Source organism: Streptomyces sp. NPDC048111 (assembly GCF_043202815.1).
Taxonomy (GTDB): domain Bacteria; phylum Actinomycetota; class Actinomycetes; order Streptomycetales; family Streptomycetaceae; genus Streptomyces.
Genome location: NZ_JBIDBD010000012.1, coordinates 174117 through 192040, shown reverse-complemented (window position 1 = coordinate 192040; position 17924 = coordinate 174117). Strand labels below are relative to the sequence as shown.

General features: G+C 72.0%; 15 protein-coding genes. 4 read left to right on the top strand and 11 right to left on the bottom strand.

The genetic code is table 11. From position 1 onward, the window contains the following. Positions 1-130: 130 nt before the first annotated feature. From ACGF3I_RS20960 to thyX, 3 genes are all read right to left on the bottom strand, one after another. On the bottom strand, positions 131-1816 hold the full coding sequence (locus ACGF3I_RS20960) for a ribonuclease J (protein WP_393134122.1): 1686 nt from the start codon (positions 1814-1816) through the stop codon (positions 131-133). Between the two features lie 140 nt (positions 1817-1956). Further along, entirely contained in the window at positions 1957-2856 is a 900-nt protein-coding gene (gene dapA, locus ACGF3I_RS20955) for a 4-hydroxy-tetrahydrodipicolinate synthase (protein WP_167152876.1), read from the bottom strand. A 211-nt stretch (positions 2857-3067) separates the two neighbouring features. Further along, positions 3068-3808, bottom strand: a complete 741-nt coding sequence (thyX, locus tag ACGF3I_RS20950) for an FAD-dependent thymidylate synthase (protein WP_393134120.1) — start codon at positions 3806-3808, stop codon at positions 3068-3070. Between the two features lie 200 nt (positions 3809-4008). On the opposite strand from thyX, the gene ACGF3I_RS20945 reads away from it, so the two are divergent. Together ACGF3I_RS20945 and ACGF3I_RS20940 are read left to right on the top strand one after the other, a co-directional pair. Beyond that, entirely contained in the window at positions 4009-4248 is a 240-nt protein-coding gene (locus ACGF3I_RS20945) for a hypothetical protein (protein ID WP_393134118.1), read from the top strand. Between the two features lie 124 nt (positions 4249-4372). Beyond that, a complete protein-coding gene (locus ACGF3I_RS20940) occupies positions 4373-4933 on the top strand; it encodes a hypothetical protein (RefSeq protein ID WP_393134116.1) in 561 nt (186 codons plus the stop codon). Between the two features lie 36 nt (positions 4934-4969). Here ACGF3I_RS20940 and ACGF3I_RS20935 read toward each other — a convergent pair whose 3' ends face one another. From ACGF3I_RS20935 to eccD, 6 genes are all read right to left on the bottom strand, one after another. After that, positions 4970-5422 (bottom strand): tetratricopeptide repeat protein, encoded by a 453-nt coding sequence (locus tag ACGF3I_RS20935; RefSeq protein ID WP_393134114.1) that lies wholly within the window; start codon positions 5420-5422, stop codon positions 4970-4972. A gap of 17 nt (positions 5423-5439) precedes the next feature. Continuing rightward, positions 5440-6192: a 4-hydroxy-tetrahydrodipicolinate reductase gene (dapB, locus tag ACGF3I_RS20930; RefSeq protein WP_393134112.1), complete on the bottom strand. Its 753-nt coding sequence runs from the start codon at positions 6190-6192 to the stop codon at positions 5440-5442. Between the two features lie 19 nt (positions 6193-6211). After that, positions 6212-7591 (bottom strand): M16 family metallopeptidase, encoded by a 1380-nt coding sequence (locus ACGF3I_RS20925; RefSeq protein ID WP_393134110.1) that lies wholly within the window; start codon positions 7589-7591, stop codon positions 6212-6214. Further along, a complete protein-coding gene (locus ACGF3I_RS20920) occupies positions 7588-9807 on the bottom strand; it encodes a polyribonucleotide nucleotidyltransferase (RefSeq protein ID WP_393134108.1) in 2220 nt (739 codons plus the stop codon). Before ACGF3I_RS20920 ends, ACGF3I_RS20925 begins: the two co-directional genes overlap by 4 nt. Before the next feature lie 329 nt (positions 9808-10136). Beyond that, complete coding sequence (rpsO, locus tag ACGF3I_RS20915; RefSeq protein ID WP_328308872.1) at positions 10137-10427, bottom strand: 30S ribosomal protein S15; 291 nt, start codon at positions 10425-10427, stop codon at positions 10137-10139. Between the two features lie 200 nt (positions 10428-10627). After that, positions 10628-12124, bottom strand: a complete 1497-nt coding sequence (gene eccD / locus ACGF3I_RS20910) for a type VII secretion integral membrane protein EccD (RefSeq protein ID WP_393134106.1) — start codon at positions 12122-12124, stop codon at positions 10628-10630. Between the two features lie 439 nt (positions 12125-12563). Between eccD and eccCa the strand changes: the two genes are divergently transcribed. After that, entirely contained in the window at positions 12564-16520 is a 3957-nt protein-coding gene (gene eccCa, locus ACGF3I_RS20905; protein WP_393134104.1) for a type VII secretion protein EccCa, read from the top strand. Positions 16521-16637: 117 nt separating this feature from the next. Beyond that, positions 16638-16943: a DUF397 domain-containing protein gene (locus ACGF3I_RS20900; RefSeq protein WP_393134102.1), complete on the top strand. Its 306-nt coding sequence runs from the start codon at positions 16638-16640 to the stop codon at positions 16941-16943. A gap of 66 nt (positions 16944-17009) precedes the next feature. On the opposite strand, the gene ACGF3I_RS20895 is transcribed toward ACGF3I_RS20900, so the two are convergent. Both ACGF3I_RS20895 and ACGF3I_RS20890 read right to left on the bottom strand, forming a co-directional pair. Further along, positions 17010-17312: a WXG100 family type VII secretion target gene (locus ACGF3I_RS20895; protein ID WP_393134100.1), complete on the bottom strand. Its 303-nt coding sequence runs from the start codon at positions 17310-17312 to the stop codon at positions 17010-17012. 32 nt (positions 17313-17344) lie between these two features. After that, complete coding sequence (locus tag ACGF3I_RS20890; protein WP_393134098.1) at positions 17345-17710, bottom strand: WXG100 family type VII secretion target; 366 nt, start codon at positions 17708-17710, stop codon at positions 17345-17347. Positions 17711-17924: the final 214 nt, after the last annotated feature.

The following is a 17924-nucleotide window of genomic DNA, read 5'->3' as shown; positions in this document are numbered from 1 at the left end:
TCCCCCCCCCCCCGACCTCCTGTGGGTCGGTGCGCGACCCGCCCACCCCCACCCCCCCCCCCCCCCCCCCCCCCCCCCCCCCCCCCCCCCCCCCCCCCCCCCCCCGCTCCGGATGTACGACCGTGGTGCGTCAGACCTCGACGACCACGGGGAGGATCATCGGACGCCTGCGGTAGGTGTCCGAGACCCACTTGCCGACCGAGCGGCGGATCAGCTGCTGGAGCTGGTGCGGCTCGACGACGCCGTCCTGGGCCGAACGGTTCAGGGCTTCCTCGATCTTGGCGACCACGGGCCCGAAGGCCGAGTCCTCGATGCCGGAACCCCGGGCCTGGATGTGCGGGCCGCTGGTGATCTTGCCGCTGCTGGAGTCCACGACCACGTACACCGAGATGATGCCCTCGTCGCCGAGGATGCGGCGGTCCTTGAGGTGGGACTCCGTGACGTCGCCGACCGAGAGGCCGTCGACGTAGACGTAACCCGCCTGGACCTTGCCGACGATGCGCGCGGTGCCGTCGACCAGGTCGACGACCACGCCGTCCTCGGCGATGACGATGTGGTTCTTCGGGACGCCGGTGAGCGCTCCGAGTTCCGCGTTCGCCCGCAGGTGGCGCCATTCGCCGTGGACCGGCATCAGGTTCTTCGGCTTGCAGATGTTGTAGAAGTACAGCAGCTCGCCGGCCGAGGCGTGGCCCGAGACGTGCACCTTGGCGTTGCCCTTGTGGACGACGTTGGCGCCCCAGCGGGTCAGGCCGTTGATGACGCGGTAGACCGCGTTCTCGTTGCCCGGGATGAGCGACGACGCGAGGATCACGGTGTCGCCCGGGACGATCCGGATCTGGTGGTCGCGGTTGGCCATGCGCGAGAGCGCGGCCATCGGCTCGCCCTGGGAGCCGGTGCAGACGAGGACGACCTCGTCGTCCGGCAGGTCGTCGAGGGTCTTGACGTCGACGACGAGGCCGGCCGGGACCTTCAGGTAGCCGAGGTCGCGGGCGATGCCCATGTTGCGGACCATCGAGCGGCCGACGAAGGCGACTCTGCGGCCGTACTCGTGGGCCGCGTCCAGGATCTGCTGGATGCGGTGCACGTGGCTGGCGAAGCTGGCCACGATGATCCGCTTGTCGGCGTTGGCGAACACGTTGCGCAGGACGTTGGAGATGTCCCGCTCCGGCGGCACGAACCCGGGGACCTCGGCGTTCGTGGAGTCGGAGAGGAGGAGGTCGATGCCCTCCTCGCTCAGCCGCGCGAAGGCGTGCAGGTCGGTGAGGCGGCCGTCCAGCGGGAGCTGGTCCATCTTGAAGTCGCCGGTGGCGACGGCCAGGCCCGCGGGGGTGCGGATGGCGACCGCGAGGGCGTCCGGGATGGAGTGGTTGACCGCGATGAACTCGCAGTCGAAGGGGCCCAGGCGCTCGCGGTCGCCCTCGGCGACCTCCAGCGTGTACGGGCGGATGCGGTGCTCCTGGAGCTTCGCCTCGATCAGGGCGAGGGTCAGCTTGGAGCCGATCAGCGGGATGTCCGGCTTCTCGCGGAGCAGGAAGGGGACACCGCCGATGTGGTCCTCGTGGCCGTGCGTCAGGACGATGCCCTCGATGTCGTCGAGGCGGTCCCGGATCGAGCTGAAGTCCGGCAGGATCAGGTCGATGCCGGGCTGCTCCTCCTCGGGGAAGAGGACGCCGCAGTCGACGATGAGCAGGCGGCCGCCGAACTCGAAGACGGTCATGTTCCGGCCGATTTCGCCGAGACCGCCGAGCGGGGTGACGCGCAGGCCGTTCTTGGGAAGCTTCGGCGGGGTGCCGAGTTCAGGATGCGGATGACTCAAAAGACTCTCCTCACCACACGCGCCACGTACCGGTAGGGCACGTGGCGCGTATGTCATTCGTGCACTTGCTGTTGTGTGTGATGTCGCGCGTTCGTCTGGCGCGTATTCAGTTGTGAAGTCTGTGCTGGTGAAGTCCGTGGTTAGAGCTGTACCCCACCGGCTGCCAGATCGAGCGCCAGCTGGCTGGATTCCTCCGCCGTGAGTTCGACGAGCGGCAGACGCAGCGGACCTGCCGGGAGTCCCTGGCGGGCCAGGGCGGCCTTGGTGGTGATGACGCCCTGGGTGCGGAACATACCGGTGTACACGGGGAGCAGCTGCTGGTGGATCTCGGTGGCCTTGCGGACGTCGCCCGCGAGGTAGGCGTCCAGGAGGGCGCGCAGCTCGGGGGTGACGAGGTGGCCGACCACGGAGACGAAGCCGCAGGCGCCGACCGAGAGGAGCGGCAGGTTGAGCATGTCGTCGCCGGAGTACCAGGCGAGGCCGGAGCGGGCGATGGCCCAGCTCGCCCGGCCGAGGTCGCCCTTGGCGTCCTTGTTGGCGACGATGCGCGGGTGCTCGGCCAGCCGGACCAGGGTCTCGGTGTCGATGGGGACGCCGCTGCGGCCGGGGATGTCGTACAGCATCACCGGGAGTTCGGTGGCGTCGGCGATGGCCGAGAAGTGCCGGAACAGTCCCTCTTGGGGGGGCTTGTTGTAGTACGGCGTGACGGCGAGCAGGCCGTGCGCTCCGGAGCGTTCGGCCGTCCGGGCGAGTTCGAGGGTGTGGCGGGTGTCGTTGGTGCCGATTCCGGCCACGACGTGGGCCCGGTCTCCGACCGCTTCCAGTACGGCTCGTACGAGCTGGTCTTTCTCCGCGTCGCTGGTGGTCGGGGACTCGCCGGTGGTGCCGTTGACGATGAGTCCGTCGTTGCCTGCGTCGACCAGGTGGGCCGCCAGTCGCTGGGCGCCGTCGAGGTCGAGTGCGCCGTCCGCCGTGAAGGGCGTGATCATGGCGGTGAGGACCCGCCCGAAGGGGGTCTGCGGAGTGGAGATCGGAGCCATGGGTAACACGCTACTCGCTGCTCAGCGCGGGGTGCCCCCTCGGGGGCCGGTGGCTGAGGGAGCCCGGCACTGCCTGCTCGGGGGTTCAAGCAGTGCCGGGTCCGTTTGATCAGCCTAGATGAACTTCACGAAACGCCGCAATACGGACACTTTGCGCGGCGTATCCGCACATCTGTGCCGGTATGGTCCGCGCGCCCGCCGACCGGGACGGTTACGGGGCCACCCGGCCGTTGGTGTTGAACGCCGCATGGGTGAGCGGCATGAGCGCGGCCCACTCCCGCTCCATCTTCTCGCCGACCATCTCGATCTCCCGCTGCGGGAAGGAGGGGACCTTCGCGAGCTCGTGCTGCGTGCGCAGGCCGAGGAAGTGCATCAGCGACCGCGCGTTGCACGTCGCGTACATCGAGGAGAAGAGGCCGACCGGCAGGGTGGCGCGGGCGACCTCGCGGGCGACGCCGGCCGCCAGCATCTCCTGGTACGCCTCGTAGGAGCGGCGGTAGGAGTCCTCCATGACGCGGGAGGTCAGCTCCTGCTGCTCGGCCGAGCCCGCGACGAACTCGTACTTGCCGGGACGGCCCTGCTGGACCAGCTTGCGCTCGGCGTCCGGAACGTAGAAGACCGGCTGGAGCTCCCTGTACCGGCCCGATTCCTCGTTGTAGGACCAGCCCACGCGGTGCCGCATGAACTCGCGGAAGACGAAGATCGGGGCGCTGATGAAGAAGGTCATCGAGTTGTGCTCGAAGGGGCTGCCGTGCCGGTCCCGCATCAGGTAGTTGATGAGGCCCTTGGAGCGCTCGGGGTCCTTCTGGAGCTCCTCCAGGGACTGCTCGCCCGCCGTGGAGACACGGGCTGCCCACAGCACGTCCGAGTCGGACGCCGCGTGCTTCACCAGGTCGACCGTGACGTCGCTGCGGAAGCTGGGCTTGAGGTCTGGGGCGGGGGTGTCGGTCACCGGCGGGTCCTTCCAATTGCGTCGCTCGGGCGGCGCCCACTCTACGGGCCGCCACCGACAACCCGGACTCTGACGGGTTGTCAGTACATTCTTCGGCCAATTCGGGGAATTCGGGCACCAATCGGCAGTGCCGTGCGTCTGTACCAGTAAGCAGCAACCAGTTCGACAGCCCCTTGAGTTTCCCAGGAGATGAGGCCCCCATGTTCCGCCGGCGTGAGCCCGTTCCGTTCGCCTTCGTCGCCGAGGCCGACCGCTACCGCAGCAATGTGGAGCCCCCGCCGCGCCAGCGCGCGAGCGCAGGTCAGCTCATCGGCAGGACGCTCGTCGGGCTCACCGTGATAGCCGGGCTCACCGGCGCGCTGCTGTTCGGGCTGCCCGCCATGGAGAGCCCCCAGTCGCCCGGGCACAGCCAGCAGTCGGAAGCCTCCGACGGTCGCTGACCGCCGCTGACCGGCCCGGACGCGGCGACGCGCGCCCCGACCCCGGAGGTGGCCGCACGGTTGCCTCCTGGGTAGCCTCACCCCGCACAGCCCAATCGAGCGTGCTTGTGAGTGAGGATCAGTCGTGCCCCTGCCCTTCCTGACGGCCGACCGCGCAGTCGACGCACCCGGTGAGTACTCCGACGACGTCGCCCTGCCCTTCGACGACCACGACCGCTGGCGGCGTCCCTACCGTCCCGGCCCGTGGCGGGTCGGGGCCGCGGCCGTGCTGCTGCTGCTCGCCTCGTTCGTGCTGCTCGCCGCCGTGATCATCGCTGCCGCCGGAGCTCCGGCGGGCGCGTTCGCGGTGCTGTGCGTCGCCCTGCTGGTCATCGCCTCGGCGCTGCGGCTGCTGCGGGTCGGGGTCTGGGTGAGCCGGGCCGGGCTGCGCCGGGTCGCCTTCTTCACCACCACCACGGTCGCCTGGTCGCGCGTCACCCGGGTGCACACGGTGCAGCAGCCGGTGCGCTGGCTCGGCCTGCCGCGCACCGTCCAGGGGCAGGCGCTCCTCGCCGACCGGCAGGGCGGCGAGCCGCTCGCCCCGCTGCTCACCGACCGCAACGCGGACTTCCTCGGCCGCGACGAGGCCTTCGACCGCGCGGCGGACCTGGTGGAGGCCTGGGGCGACGAGTACCGCCGGAGCTGACCGGCCGGCCCCTGGGGGCGGGCCGGCGCCGCCGCGTCAGACCCCGGCGGGCCTGTTCTCGTGCAGGGCGATCGCCCGCTGCATCGCCTTGCGGGCCCGCGGGGTGTCCCGGGCGTCCTGGTAGGCGATGGCGAGACGGAACCAGCAGCGCCAGTCGTTCGGGGCGTCCTCGGTCTCGGCCTTGCGCCGTTCGAAGACGGCGTCGGCCGAGTCCCGGTCGATGCGCCCGCCCGGGGTGCGGCTCAACTCGTCGACGGGCAGGCCGCCTTCGGCGTCGAGGGCGGCGGCGAGGCGGTTGGCCTTGGTCACGAAGCGGGTGTTGGCCCACAGGAACCAGATGCCGATCAGGGGCAGGATCAGCACCGCCACGCCCATGGTGACGGTGATCCAGGTGCCCTGCTCGATGAGCAGGACGCCGCGGCTGCCGGCCAGGACGAAGTAGAAGACCAGGACGGCGGCCGTGATGAGGTAGGTGATTTTCGCGCGCATGGGGCCGGTGGTGCCGCTCAGTTGAGGTCGAGGAAGTGTTCCAGGCCGAACGTGAGGCCCGGAGTGGTCACCACGCGGCGGGCGCCGAGCAGGATGCCCGGCATGAAGCTGCTGTGGTGCAGGGAGTCGTGGCGCACGGTCAGGGTCTCGCCCTCGGCGCCGAGCAGCACCTCCTGGTGGGCCAGGAGACCGCGCAACCGTACGGCGTGCACGGGGACACCGTCCACGTCGGCGCCGCGGGCGCCGTCGAGTCCGGTGGCCGTGGCGTCGGGAGCGGGGGCCATGCCCGCCTCGGCGCGGGCCGCGGCGATGAGCTGGGCGGTGCGCGTGGCGGTGCCGGAGGGGGCGTCCACCTTGTTGGGGTGGTGCAGCTCGACGACCTCGACGGACTCGAACCAGGGCGCCGCGAGCTGGGCGAACTTCATCGTCAGGACGGCGCCGATGGAGAAGTTCGGGGCGATGAGCACCCCGGTCTCCGGGGATGCGGTGAGCCAGGTGTTCAGCTGCGCGAGGCGGTCCTCGGTCCAGCCCGTGGTGCCGACGACGGCGTGGATCCCGTGGCGTACACAGAACTCCAGGTTGGCCATCACCGAGTCAGGAGTGGTCAGTTCGACGACGACCTGGGCGCCGCGGTCAACGAGCGTCTCCAGCTCGTCGCCGCGGCCGAGGGCCGCGACCAGCTCCATGTCCTCGGCGGCTTCCACGGCCCGTACCGCCTCGGAGCCGATCCGGCCCCCGGCTCCGAGGACCGCCACGCGCAGCTTGCTCATTCGCTTGATTCCTTAAGGGTTACGAGACCGCTTCGTGGAGGCGGTCGGCCTGCTTGTCCTTCAGCGGGCCGATGACGGACAGCGAGGGACGCTGCCCCAGGACATCACGTGCCACCTCGTGGACCTCGTCCGGGGTGACGGCCGCGATCCGGGCCAGCATGTCGTCGACCGACATCTGCTCGCCCCAGCACAGCTCGCTCTTGCCGATGCGGTTCATCAGCGCCCCGGTGTCCTCGAGGCCGAGGACGGTGGAGCCGGAGAGCTGGCCCACCGCGCGCCCGATCTCGTCGTCCGAGAGACCGTCGGCGGCGACCCGGTCCAGTTCGTCCCGGCAGATCTTGAGGACGTCGTGGACCTGGCTCGGCCGGCAGCCCGCGTACACGCCGAACAGCCCGCAGTCGGCGAAGCCCGAGGTGTACGAGTACACGCTGTAGGCCAGGCCGCGCTTCTCGCGGACCTCCTGGAACAGGCGGGACGACATGCCACCGCCCAGTGCGGTGTTCAGCACGCCGAGCGCCCAGCGGCGCTCGTCGGTACGGGCCAGGCCCGGCATGCCGAGGACCACGTGGGCCTGCTCGGTGCGGCGGTTGAGCAGTTCCATCCGGCCGGTGGCCTTCAGGGTGCGCGAGCCGCCGCGCGGGGTGAGCGGGACGGCGTCCGTGTGCGACAGCGCGCCGGCCTTCTCGAAGGCCTTGCGGACCTGGCGCACGACGGTGGCGTGGTCGACGTTGCCGGCGGCCGCGACGACCAGGTGGCGCGGGTCGTAGTGCTTCTTGTAGAAGCGGGAGATCTGCGCCGGGGTCAGGGCGTTGATCGTGTCGACGGTGCCGAGGACCGGGCGGCCGAGGGGGGTGTCGCCGAGCATGGTGTGCGCGAACAGGTCGTGCACGCAGTCGCCCGGGTCGTCCTCGGTCATGGCGATCTCTTCGAGGATGACGCCGCGTTCGGCGTCGACGTCCTCGGCGCGGATCAGCGAGTCGGTGAGCATGTCGCACACGACGTCGATGGCCAGCGGCAGGTCGGTGTCGAGCACCCGTGCGTAGTAGCAGGTGTACTCCTTCGCCGTGAAGGCGTTCATCTCTCCGCCGACCGCGTCGAGCGCGGAGGAGATGTCGAGGGCACTGCGCTTCCTGGTGCCCTTGAAGAGGAGGTGCTCCAGATAGTGGGTGGCGCCGTTCAGCGTCGGCGTCTCGTCGCGCGAGCCCACCTGGACCCAGATGCCGAAGGTCGCCGACCGTACGGAGGGAAGGGTTTCGGTGACGACCCGCAGGCCGCCGGGGAGGGTCGTGCGGCGGACGGTGCCGATGCCGTTCTGACCCTTCAGAAGCGTTTGGGTACGGGCGACGGCCCGCCCCTCCGAAGAGGTGCGGGCCGTCGTCGCGGAACTACGGGACGTCACTTGGCCGAGTCGTCCTTCTCGGCGTCGTCGGCCGTCTCGCCCTCGATCACGGGGACCAGGGAGAGCTTGCCGCGGGAGTCGATCTCGGCGATCTCGACCTGGACCTTGGAGCCCACGCCCAGCACGTCCTCGACGTTCTCCACGCGCTTGCCGCCGGCGAGCTTGCGGATCTGCGAGATGTGCAGCAGACCGTCCTTGCCGGGCATCAGGGAGACGAAGGCACCGAAGGTGGTGGTCTTGACGACCGTACCCAGGTAGCGCTCGCCGACCTCCGGCATGGTCGGGTTGGCGATGCCGTTGATCGTGGCGCGGGCGGCCTCGGCCTGCGAGCCGATCTGGGCACCGATGTAGATGGTGCCGTCGTCCTCGATCGTGATCTCGGCGCCGGTGTCCTCCTGGATCTGGTTGATCATCTTGCCCTTGGGGCCGATGACCTCGCCGATCTTGTCCACGGGGATCTTGACGGTGATGATCCGCGGGGCGTTGGGGGACATCTCGTCCGGCGTGTCGATCGCTTCCATCATCACGTCGAGGATGTGGAGGCGGGCGTCACGGGCCTGCTTGAGGGCGGCGGCCAGGACGGAGGCCGGGATGCCGTCGAGCTTGGTGTCGAGCTGGAGCGCGGTGACGAACTCCTTGGTGCCGGCGACCTTGAAGTCCATGTCGCCGAACGCGTCCTCGGCGCCGAGGATGTCGGTGAGCGCGACGTAGTGCGTCTTGCCGTCGATCTCCTGGGAGATGAGGCCCATGGCGATACCGGCGACGGGGGCCTTGAGCGGCACACCGGCGTTCAGGAGCGACATGGTGGAGGCGCAGACCGAGCCCATGGACGTCGAGCCGTTGGAGCCGAGGGCCTCGGACACCTGGCGGATCGCGTAGGGGAACTCCTCGCGCGTCGGCAGGACCGGCACGATGGCGCGCTCGGCGAGCGCGCCGTGGCCGATCTCGCGGCGCTTGGGCGAGCCCACGCGGCCGGTCTCGCCGACCGAGTACGGCGGGAAGTTGTAGTTGTGCATGTAGCGCTTGCGGGTCACCGGGGAGAGGGTGTCCAGCTGCTGCTCCATGCGGAGCATGTTGAGGGTGGTGACGCCCAGGATCTGGGTCTCGCCACGCTCGAACAGCGCCGAGCCGTGCACGCGCGGGATGGCCTCGACCTCGGCGGCCAGCGTACGGATGTCCGTGATGCCACGGCCGTCGATGCGGACCTTGTCCTTGATGACGCGCTCGCGGACCAGCTTCTTGGTCAGCGCGCGGTACGCGGCGGAGATCTCCTTCTCGCGGCCCTCGAACTGCGGGAGCAGCTTGTCGGCGGCGATCTCCTTGACGCGGTCCAGCTCGGCCTCGCGGTCCTGCTTGCCGGCGATGGTGAGCGCCTGGGCGAGCTCGCCCTTGACGGCGGCGGTCAGCGCCTCCAGGACGTCGTCCTGGTAGTCGAGGAAGACCGGGAACTCGCCGGTCGGCTTCGCGGCCTTGGCGGCGAGGTCGGCCTGGGCCTTGCAGAGGACCTTGATGAAGGGCTTCGCGGCGTCGAGGCCGGAGGCGACGACCTCCTCGGTGGGCGCCTCGGCGCCGCCCTTGACCAGCTGGATGGTCTTCTCGGTGGCCTCGGCCTCGACCATCATGATCGCGACGTCGCCGTCCTCGAGGGCGCGACCCGCGACGACCATGTCGAAGACGGCGTCCTCGAGCTCGCTGTGCGTCGGGAAGGCGACCCACTGGCCGTTGATCAGCGCGACGCGGACGCCGCCGATCGGGCCGGAGAAGGGCAGGCCGGCCAGCTGCGTGGACGCGGACGCGGCGTTGATCGCGACGACGTCGTACAGGTGGTCGGGGTTGAGCGCCATGATCGTCGCGACGACCTGGATCTCGTTGCGCAGGCCCTTCTTGAAGGACGGGCGCAGCGGGCGGTCGATCAGACGGCAGGTGAGGATCGCGTCCTCGGAGGGGCGGCCCTCGCGGCGGAAGAAGGAGCCGGGGATCTTGCCGGCCGCGTACTGCCGCTCCTCGACGTCCACCGTCAGGGGGAAGAAGTCGAGCTGGTCCTTGGGCTTCTTGGACGCGGTGGTCGCCGAGAGGACCATGGTGTCGTCGTCCAGGTACGCCACGGCGGAGCCGGCGGCCTGCTTGGCGAGGCGGCCCGTCTCGAAGCGGATGGTGCGGGTGCCGAAGGTGCCGTTGTCGATGACGGCCTCGGCGTAGTGGGTCTCGTTCTCCACTAGTGATTTCTCCATTTGCTTGGCTGCATTGTCGTCTTTTCGTCTCCGGGCCCGTGTGGCGGGGAGACGGTGGGGCGACGGCGGAGAAGCGTCCCCTCGGGGGCGGGCCGGTCTTCGATCGAAGCACCCGGTCTTCCTGTGCGTTCCGGGGGCCACTACCGAGGACCGGCGGCGGGAGGAGGACCTCTGCTCGCGCGTCGTGGTGAAGCGTCTTCGGTGCTGCGTTTTCTGTTGTCCGTACCAGACTACTGAGCGTTCGGTACGTCTCGCACGTACAGCAAAGGGAGCGGCCCCCTAATAGGTGGGAACCGCTCCCCTCGACTGCATGCTCAGCGGGCGCCGCCGGCCGCACCGCGGCGGATGCCCAGGCGGTCGACCAGCGTACGGAAGCGCTGGATGTCCTTCTTGGCCAGGTACTGCAGAAGGCGGCGGCGCTGGCCGACGAGGATCAGCAGACCACGACGGGAGTGGTGGTCGTGCTTGTGGGTCTTGAGGTGCTCCGTCAGGTCGGAGATGCGGCGCGAGAGCATGGCGACCTGGACCTCGGGGGAGCCGGTGTCGCCCTCCTTCTGGCCGAACTCGGACATGATCTGCTTCTTCGTAGCGGCGTCGAGCGGCACGCTTACTCCTCGTTGTGGTTCGATGCGCCCGCGAGTGCCCCAGGTCTTGATCTCTGGGGAGCTTCCATGACTCGGAGGCGAAGGTCCGATGAGCGCAGCTCCCAGATGATCCGGAAACGCGTACACAAACGGCCGTCACACAGCGTACCAGTACCCCGGGTGGCGGTTGACCGGACCCCTGGGTGCGCGGGGACGGCCGCTCAGCCGGTCAGGGCGCGCGCCCGCGCGTACACGTCGAAGACGGCCAGGGTGAGTGGCAGCAGGGTGAGCAGGACGAACCCCTCCGCGATCTCCAGGAAGCGGCCCCAGAACGGGGTCACCCCGCGGCTGGGCACGATCAGCGCGATGGCGGTGACCAGGGCCGCGGCCAGCGCGATCGCGGCGGTCAGCCACAGCGTACGGAGGTCGGGGCCGGCGGTGTCGCCCGGCAGGGCGGCCCCGGTGAGGGGGGCCGGGGCGGTGCGGCACAGGCCGATGCCGAGCAGCACGAGGGTGCCGAAGCCGCCGGCCAGGGTGGCGGCGACCTGGCTGGTGTGGCGGAAGAGGTGGGCGCGCATCAGCAGGGCGGCGCCGGTGGCCAGGGCCAGGAGGCGGCCCCAGGGGTTGTCGCCGAAGCCGAGGACGGCGGCGCCCGCGACGGTGAGCAGGGCGCAGCCGCCGACGAGCCCGGCGAGGATGTCGTGGCCCCGGCGGGCCAGGCCGGCGATGCGCTCGGCGTCCACGGGCCGCGGTTCGCCGTCGTCGGGGTCGCGCCGGGAGCCGTGGGGGGCGTCGTAGCCGATGGGCAGCCGGGCGAGGCGCAGCGCGAGGCCGGGCAGGAAGGCGAGCGCGGCGACGGCGAGCTGGGTGCATACGGCGGCGGTCTCGGCGGGGGTCGTGCCGGTGAGGATCGCGGCGAACACGACGAGCGCGCCGGCCGCCGAGGCCGAGAGGCAGGCGACGAAGGGGGCGTCGCCTCGGGGCGAGAGCAGGGTGAGCAGCAGCGCGGCGACCAGGACGGCGGCGACGGCGAGCAGCAGCTGGAGCCGGCCGGGCCCGTGGTGGGCGGCGAGCGGGAGGAGCCCGGAACCGGCCACCGCGAGGTTGGGGAGCGCGCCGAGGCCGAGGGCGACGGCGGACGGCTGGTCGTCGTAGATCCGGGCGCGTACGGCGGCGACGGCGAGCCAGAGCGCTCCCGCGACGGCGGCGAGGACGCCGCAGGGGCCGTGCATGTCGTGGCGCGCGTCGCCGCTCCAGGCGGCGAGGGCGAGCAGCGCGGGCAGGACGGCGCCGCCGGTGAGGCCCGCGGCGCGGGTCAGGCCGGGGTGCCACAGGGCGCGGTCGCGGGTGACCGCGGCGGCGACGGCCTCCGGGACGTCGTCGAAGACGGCGGGCGGCAGGGACCGGGCGAACGGTCGAAGGAGCAGCAGCTCGCCGTCCAGGACCGACTGGGCGGCGAGCGAGCGGGCGCCGTCGAGGACGGCGCCGTCGAGGCGGACCAGGAAGTGGCCGACCAGGGCGCCCTCGGCGGGGCTGTGCCGGGCCAGCCGCAGGATCTCGGGGCACAGGTCGGCGACCGGGACGTCGTCGGGCAGTGCCACGTCGACGCGGCCGTCCGGCGCGACGACGGTCACCCGGCAGAAGCCGGGGCCCGCTCCGGCGGGCGGGCCGGGCGGGCCGGGTCCGTCCGTCGCGGCCGTGGTGGTCGGCGTGCTCACCCTCGGTTCCCCTTCCTGTGGCTGTCGGGTGCCGGCGCGCGGGCCGGGCCGTCGGGGGGCGGCCGGGCGTCCGTGGCGCCGGACTGTCGGGGGGGGCGGCCCGGCGTCCGTGGCGGCCGGGCTTTCGGGTGCCCGCGTACGGGCGTACGGGCGTACCACCCCGGATGCCGGATGGCGGCCGTGGCTGCCGGGCTTTCGGGCTTTCGGGCTTTCGGGCTTTCGGCTTTCGAGTGCCGGCGTACCGGCGTACCGGCCGGGCCGGTGGTCGCCGGGGCCGGGGTCCGGTCGTCCTCTCCGTGTTCGCGGGGCTCGTGCGAACGGGCGGAACACTAGCGCCGCCCGGCGGTCGCGCGGATCAGTAGGATCCTGCCGCCGCCGCGCCCTCCGCACCCCGTGCGGCGGGCCGAACTCCCGCGGCTGCCAACAGAATTGGTGCTTCGTGAGCCACATCGTCGTCAAGCGTCCGCCCCGGATTCCACCCCCCGGGGTGCCCACGGCGGAGGTCGTCCTGCCGGCCCCGCCGGAGCTGCCGCGGGGGCAGCAGGAGAGTGCGCTGATGCACCTTCTGCCGCTCCTGGGCATGGGCGGTTCCGTGGTGTTCTTCTTCCTGCCGAACTCCCCGCCGTTCATGAAGGTCATGGGCATGCTGATGATCGCGTCGACGGCCGCCATGACGGTGGCGATGATCGTGCGCCATCGCCGGGGGCCCCAGGGGCAGTTGGCGGACCTGCGCCGCGACCGTCTGCGCCAGCTCGGCCAGGCGCGCCGCGCGGCGGCCCGGGCCGCGCGCCGGCAGCGCGACGCGCAGTACTACCTGCACCCCTGCCCCGAGCAGCTGTGGGCGCTGGTGGCCGAGGGCAGCCGGGTGTGGGAACGCCGCCCGGGCGACGAGGACTTCGGGCAGGTGCGCGTGGGGCTCGGCCCGCAGGCCCTGGCCGTCGCGCTGGTGGCGCCGCAGACCGCGCCGGTCGACCGGCTCGAACCGCTGACGGCGGGCGCGGTCCAGCGCTTCGTCTCCACCCACCGGACGGTCGAAGGCCTGCCGATGGCGGTGTCGCTGCGGGCCTTCCACCATCTGGCGGTCGGCGGCGAGCCGGAGGCGGCGCGTGCCTCGGTGCGCGCCCTGATCGCCTCGCTCGTGAGCCTGCACTCCCCCGACGACCTGGTCGTCGCGGTCGCCTGCGCGCCGTCGGCCGCCGCGCACTGGGAGTGGACGAAGTGGCTGCCGCACACCCAGGCGCAGGGGCCGGGCGACGGTGCGGGCAGCAGGCGTCTGTACAGCCGCAGCGCCGCCGGGCTCGAAGAACTGCTCGCCCCGCACCTCGCCGGCCGCCCGCGCTTCCATCCGCAGGGCGCGCCGCTGCCCGACCAGCCGCACGTCGTCGTCGTGCTCGACGGGGTGTCGGCGCCGGGGGCGGACGAGGGGCTCCAGGGGGTCACGCTCGTCGAGGTCGCACCCGGTGAACCCGGCCGCATGCGCGGTGACTTGGCGGTGGAGGTGCGGCCGGGGTCGCTGCGCCTGGAGTCGGGGCACGGCCCGGTGTACGAGGGCACGCCCGACCTCCTGTCGTACGAGGCGGCCGACGCGCTGGCCCGCCGGCTCGCCCCGCTGCGCCTGGCCTGCGACGGCGACGACGCGGAACCCCTGCTGGCCGATCTGGAGTTCACCGATCTGCTCGGCCTCGGGGACGCGGACGCGGTGGACACCGCCCGCACCTGGCGGACCCGGTCGCCCGCCGAGCGGCTGCGGGTGCCGATCGGGGTGGACGAGGACGGCCGTCCGGTGATGCTCGATCTGAAGGAGGCCGCGCAGGACGGCATGGGGCCGCACGGCCTGTGCGTCGGCGCCACCGGTTCCGGCAAGTCGGAGCTGCTGCGCACGCTGGTCCTCGGTCTGGCGGTGACGCACTCCTCGCAGACCCTGAACTTCGTCCTCGCCGACTTCAAGGGCGGGGCCACCTTCGCCGGCATGGCGCGACTGCCGCACGTCGCGGCCGTCATCACCAATCTCGCCGACGACCTGACGCTCGTGGACCGCATGGGCGACTCGATCCGCGGCGAGCTCAACCGCCGCCAGGAGACGCTGCGCGACGCGGGCCACTACGCCCATGTCCATTCCTACGAGCGCGCCCGCCTGGCCGGGGCGCCTCTGGAGCCGCTGCCCTCGCTCGTCCTGGTCATCGACGAATTCAGCGAACTGCTCACCGCGAAGCCGGACTTCATCGACATGTTCGTGCAGATCGGCCGCATCGGGCGCTCGCTCGGCGTGCATCTGCTGCTCGCCTCGCAGCGCCTGGAGGAGGGCAGGCTGCGGGGCCTGGAGACCTACCTCTCCTACCGGATCGGTCTGCGGACCTTCTCGGCCGCCGAGTCGCGCGCGGCCCTCGGCGTCCCCGACGCCTACCACCTGCCGAGCGTGCCGGGCTCCGGCCATCTGAAGTCCGGCACCGACGAGATGGTCCGGTTCAAGGCGGCGTACGTCTCCGGCGTGCACCGTACCGGCCCCGGCCCCTCGGCGGCGCCCGGCGGTCCGCTGCCCGTGGACCGCCGGCCCGTCCTGTTCACCGCCGCCGAGGTGCCGGTGACGTACGCCCCGCCGACGGTGCCCGCCCCCCGCACCGCGCGCGGACCGCGGGCGGACGACGCGCTCGCCGACACGGTGCTCGACGTGATCGTGCGCCGGCTCGAAGGGCGCGGCCCCGCCGCCCACCAGGTGTGGCTGCCGCCCCTGGAAAGTCCGCCGGCCCTGGACCAGTTGCTGCCGGGGCTCGCGCCCGTGCCCGGGCGCGGGTTCACCCGGCCCGGCCAGGAGGGCGCGGGGCGGCTCGTGGTGCCGCTCGGCCTGGTCGACAAGCCGTACGAGCAGCGCCGCGAGCCCCTGTGGTGCGACTTCTCGGGCGCGGCCGGCCATCTGCAGGTCCTGGGCGGCCCGCGGTCCGGCAAGTCGACGCTGGTGCGCACCCTGATGGCGTCCTTCGCGCTGACCCACACCCCGCACGAGGTGCAGTTCTACTGTCTGGACTTCGGTGGCGGCGGCATGGCGGCGCTGTCCGCCCTGCCGCACGTCGGCGGCATCGCCTCGCGGCTCGACCCGGAACGGGTGCGCCGTACTGTGGCCGAGGTGTACGGGGTGCTGACCCGGCGCGAGGAGTACTTCCGCGCGGCGGGCATCGCCTCCATGGCCGACTTCCGGGACCGGCGGGCGCGCGGCAGCGGCACGGCGGCCGTCCAGCCGTGGGGCGACGTGTTCCTGGTGATCGACGGCTGGGGCACCTTCCGTGCCGAGTACGAGGGTCTGGAGCAGGTCGTCCTGGACATCGCGGCGCGCGGCCTGGGCCACGGCGTCCACCTGGTGCTGACGGCCTCGCGCTCCATGGAGGTCAGGGCGAACCTCAAGGACCACCTGGTGAACCGGCTGGAGCTCCGGCTCGGCGACGCCATGGACTCCGAGTTCGACCGCAGGGTGGCCGCCGCCGTGCCCGTCGGGGTGCCCGGACGCGGCCAGTCCCCGCAGAAGGCGCACTTCATGGCGGCGGTGCCGCGCATCGACGCGGTGGCGTCCGACAGCGGCCTCGCCGCGGCGACGTCGGCCCTGGCCGCCGAAGTGGCACGGCACTGGACGGCGCCGGGCGCGCCCGCGGTGCGCCTGCTGCCGCGCGCCCTGCCCGAGGCCCACCTCCCGCCCGGCCAGGCCGAGCCGGGGCGCGGGATCGCGTTCGCGCTCGACGAGGACGGCCTGGAGCCGGTGTTCGTCGACTTCGAGCAGGATCCCTTCCTGCTCGTCTTCGGCGAGGGCGAGTCCGGCAAGTCGAACCTGCTGCGCCTGCTGATCACCCAGCTCGCGCGGCGGTACGACGGGGAGGCCTGCAAGCTGTTCGTGGTGGACGACCGGCGGTCCCTGCTCGGCGCGGCCCCGCCGTCCCATCTGGCCGAGTACGTCCCGCTGTCCGGCGCCATGGACCACCACATGGAGGCGCTGGCCGAGCTGATGCGGCGCCGTGCGCCGAGTGCGGAGGTCACCGCGCGGCAGCTGCGCGAACGCAGTTGGTGGCGCGGGCCCTCGGTGTACGTGGTCGTCGATGACTACGACCTGGTCGCGACGTCCGGCGGCAATCCGTTCGGCCGCCTCACCGCGCTGCTGCCCTTCGCCCGCGACGTCGGCGTCCGCTTCGTCGTCGCCCGCTCCACGGCCGGCGCGGGACGGGCCGCGTACGAGCCGTTCACCCAGCGCATGAAGGAGCTGGGCGCCCAGGGCGTGGTCCTGTCCGGCGATCCGGCCGAGGGCGATCTGCTGGCCGGTGTCCGGCCCCGGCCCATGCCGCCGGGCCGCGGCGTCTTCGTCTCGCGCAGGCGCGGGAAACCGCTGGTGCAGACGGGACTGATGGCCGGGGGGTGAGGGCAGGTTCCCGGCGTGGCGGGCGGGTGGCCAAGTAGGCTGGCCGGACAGCGGGTTGGCGCCACCGCCCCCGCTCGGCACGTCCGGGTCGGCACGTCTGGAAGGAATCGCTCCGTCATGACTGAGGAACAGGACAGGGAACTGAAGGAGCGCAAGGAGCGCGAGAAGAACGAGCTGTACGCCCTGGACATCTCGGGGGTGGAGTGGCACAGCGCGCCGGGGACGTCCGAGGACGAGGAGCGCGTGGAGATCGCGTACCTGCCGGCCGGCGCGGTGGCGATGCGCTCCTCCGCGGACCCCTCGACGGTGCTGCGCTACACCGAGGCGGAGTGGCAGGCGTTCGTTCTGGGCGCACGGGACGGGGAGTTCGACCTGGAGCCGTCCGTGCGCAACGGGGGCGTGGAGGCGGGTCCGGCGCAGTAGGCGGTGCGTACGACGACGGGGTGGGCGCCGCCGGGCCGTGCCCACCCCGTTCCGGTGCCGGGTCTCCTACTGGAAGTGTCCGGCCGCCCTGTGGTCACCGGCCCGGTAGGCGGGGCCGGCCTCGGCGACGGCGTGGGCGATCTGGATCAGCGAGGTGTGCACGGCGGAGGCGGTGCTGTTCCATTCCCGCTGCTTGGCCGCGTAGGCGTCGTGGGCCTCGCCCTGCCAGGTGTGGGCGGCCCGTTCGACCAGACCGCGGATCTCGTCGAGGTCCTGCTGGAGCTTGTCGGCCTGACGCCGGATGTCCTCGGCCGCGAGTTCGAGGCTGCCGTAGGTGACGCCGAGGACGTCGCCGTTGTCGCTGGGCATGGCTCTCCCGATTCTGTGGGGCTGTTCCGGGCCTAGTAGCTGCTGAGGTTCGAGGTGATCGCGCCGGTGGCGCCCGCGTCGCCGCTGTAGCCGTCCACGACGTCGATGCCCATGAGGGCCCTGTGGACCTCGTCCTCGCTGTCGCCCTTGGCCGTGCGGGTCGCCTTCATGGCTTCCAGGAAGTCCAGGAGCAGCCGCCCCAGGTGGGCCATCTGGTGGTTGATGCTCGTCTGCTTGCGGTCGAAGGCGCGGGCCCCGATGCCCTCCCAGGCCCCTTCGAGGCCGTTGATGACGTTCTGCAGGTGGTTGAGCTGGCCCTTGACCGATTCGAACCGTTCGAGGATCTTCCCTTCGAGCGCGACCATGTCGCTGTCGGACACCCGCTGACCCTGTGACATTCCCGTCCTCCCTCTCGTTGCCGGTGGTTGCGGCGCGGCGCGGCGCCCGCGGGACGTCGGCCCGCACCACTGTGCCGAGCGCCAGGGGCCCGCGCCCCTGCGTCGGGGCGGCCCGGGTCCGGACATCGGGGCGCCGGACGGCCTCCGGGCCGGCGGGGGTGCTCGTGCGGTCGCCCGTCCGGGTGAGGGCCGGAAGTGGCGGGTCACCCGGACG

Bases quoted from the DNA above. Each gene is read 5' to 3' on its own strand.
- dapA (WP_167152876.1), bottom strand. From the start codon at position 2,856: ATGGCTCCGATCTCCACTCCGCAGACCCCCTTCGGGCGGGTCCTCACC.
- ACGF3I_RS20945 (WP_393134118.1), top strand. From the start codon at position 4,009: ATGTTCCGCCGGCGTGAGCCCGTTCCGTTCGCCTTCGTCGCCGAGGCC.
- ACGF3I_RS20935 (WP_393134114.1), bottom strand. From the start codon at position 5,422: ATGCGCGCGAAAATCACCTACCTCATCACGGCCGCCGTCCTGGTCTTC.
- dapB (WP_393134112.1), bottom strand. From the start codon at position 6,192: ATGAGCAAGCTGCGCGTGGCGGTCCTCGGAGCCGGGGGCCGGATCGGC.
- ACGF3I_RS20900 (WP_393134102.1), top strand. From the start codon at position 16,638: ATGACTGAGGAACAGGACAGGGAACTGAAGGAGCGCAAGGAGCGCGAG.
- ACGF3I_RS20895 (WP_393134100.1), bottom strand. From the start codon at position 17,312: ATGCCCAGCGACAACGGCGACGTCCTCGGCGTCACCTACGGCAGCCTC.
- ACGF3I_RS20890 (WP_393134098.1), bottom strand. From the start codon at position 17,710: ATGTCACAGGGTCAGCGGGTGTCCGACAGCGACATGGTCGCGCTCGAA.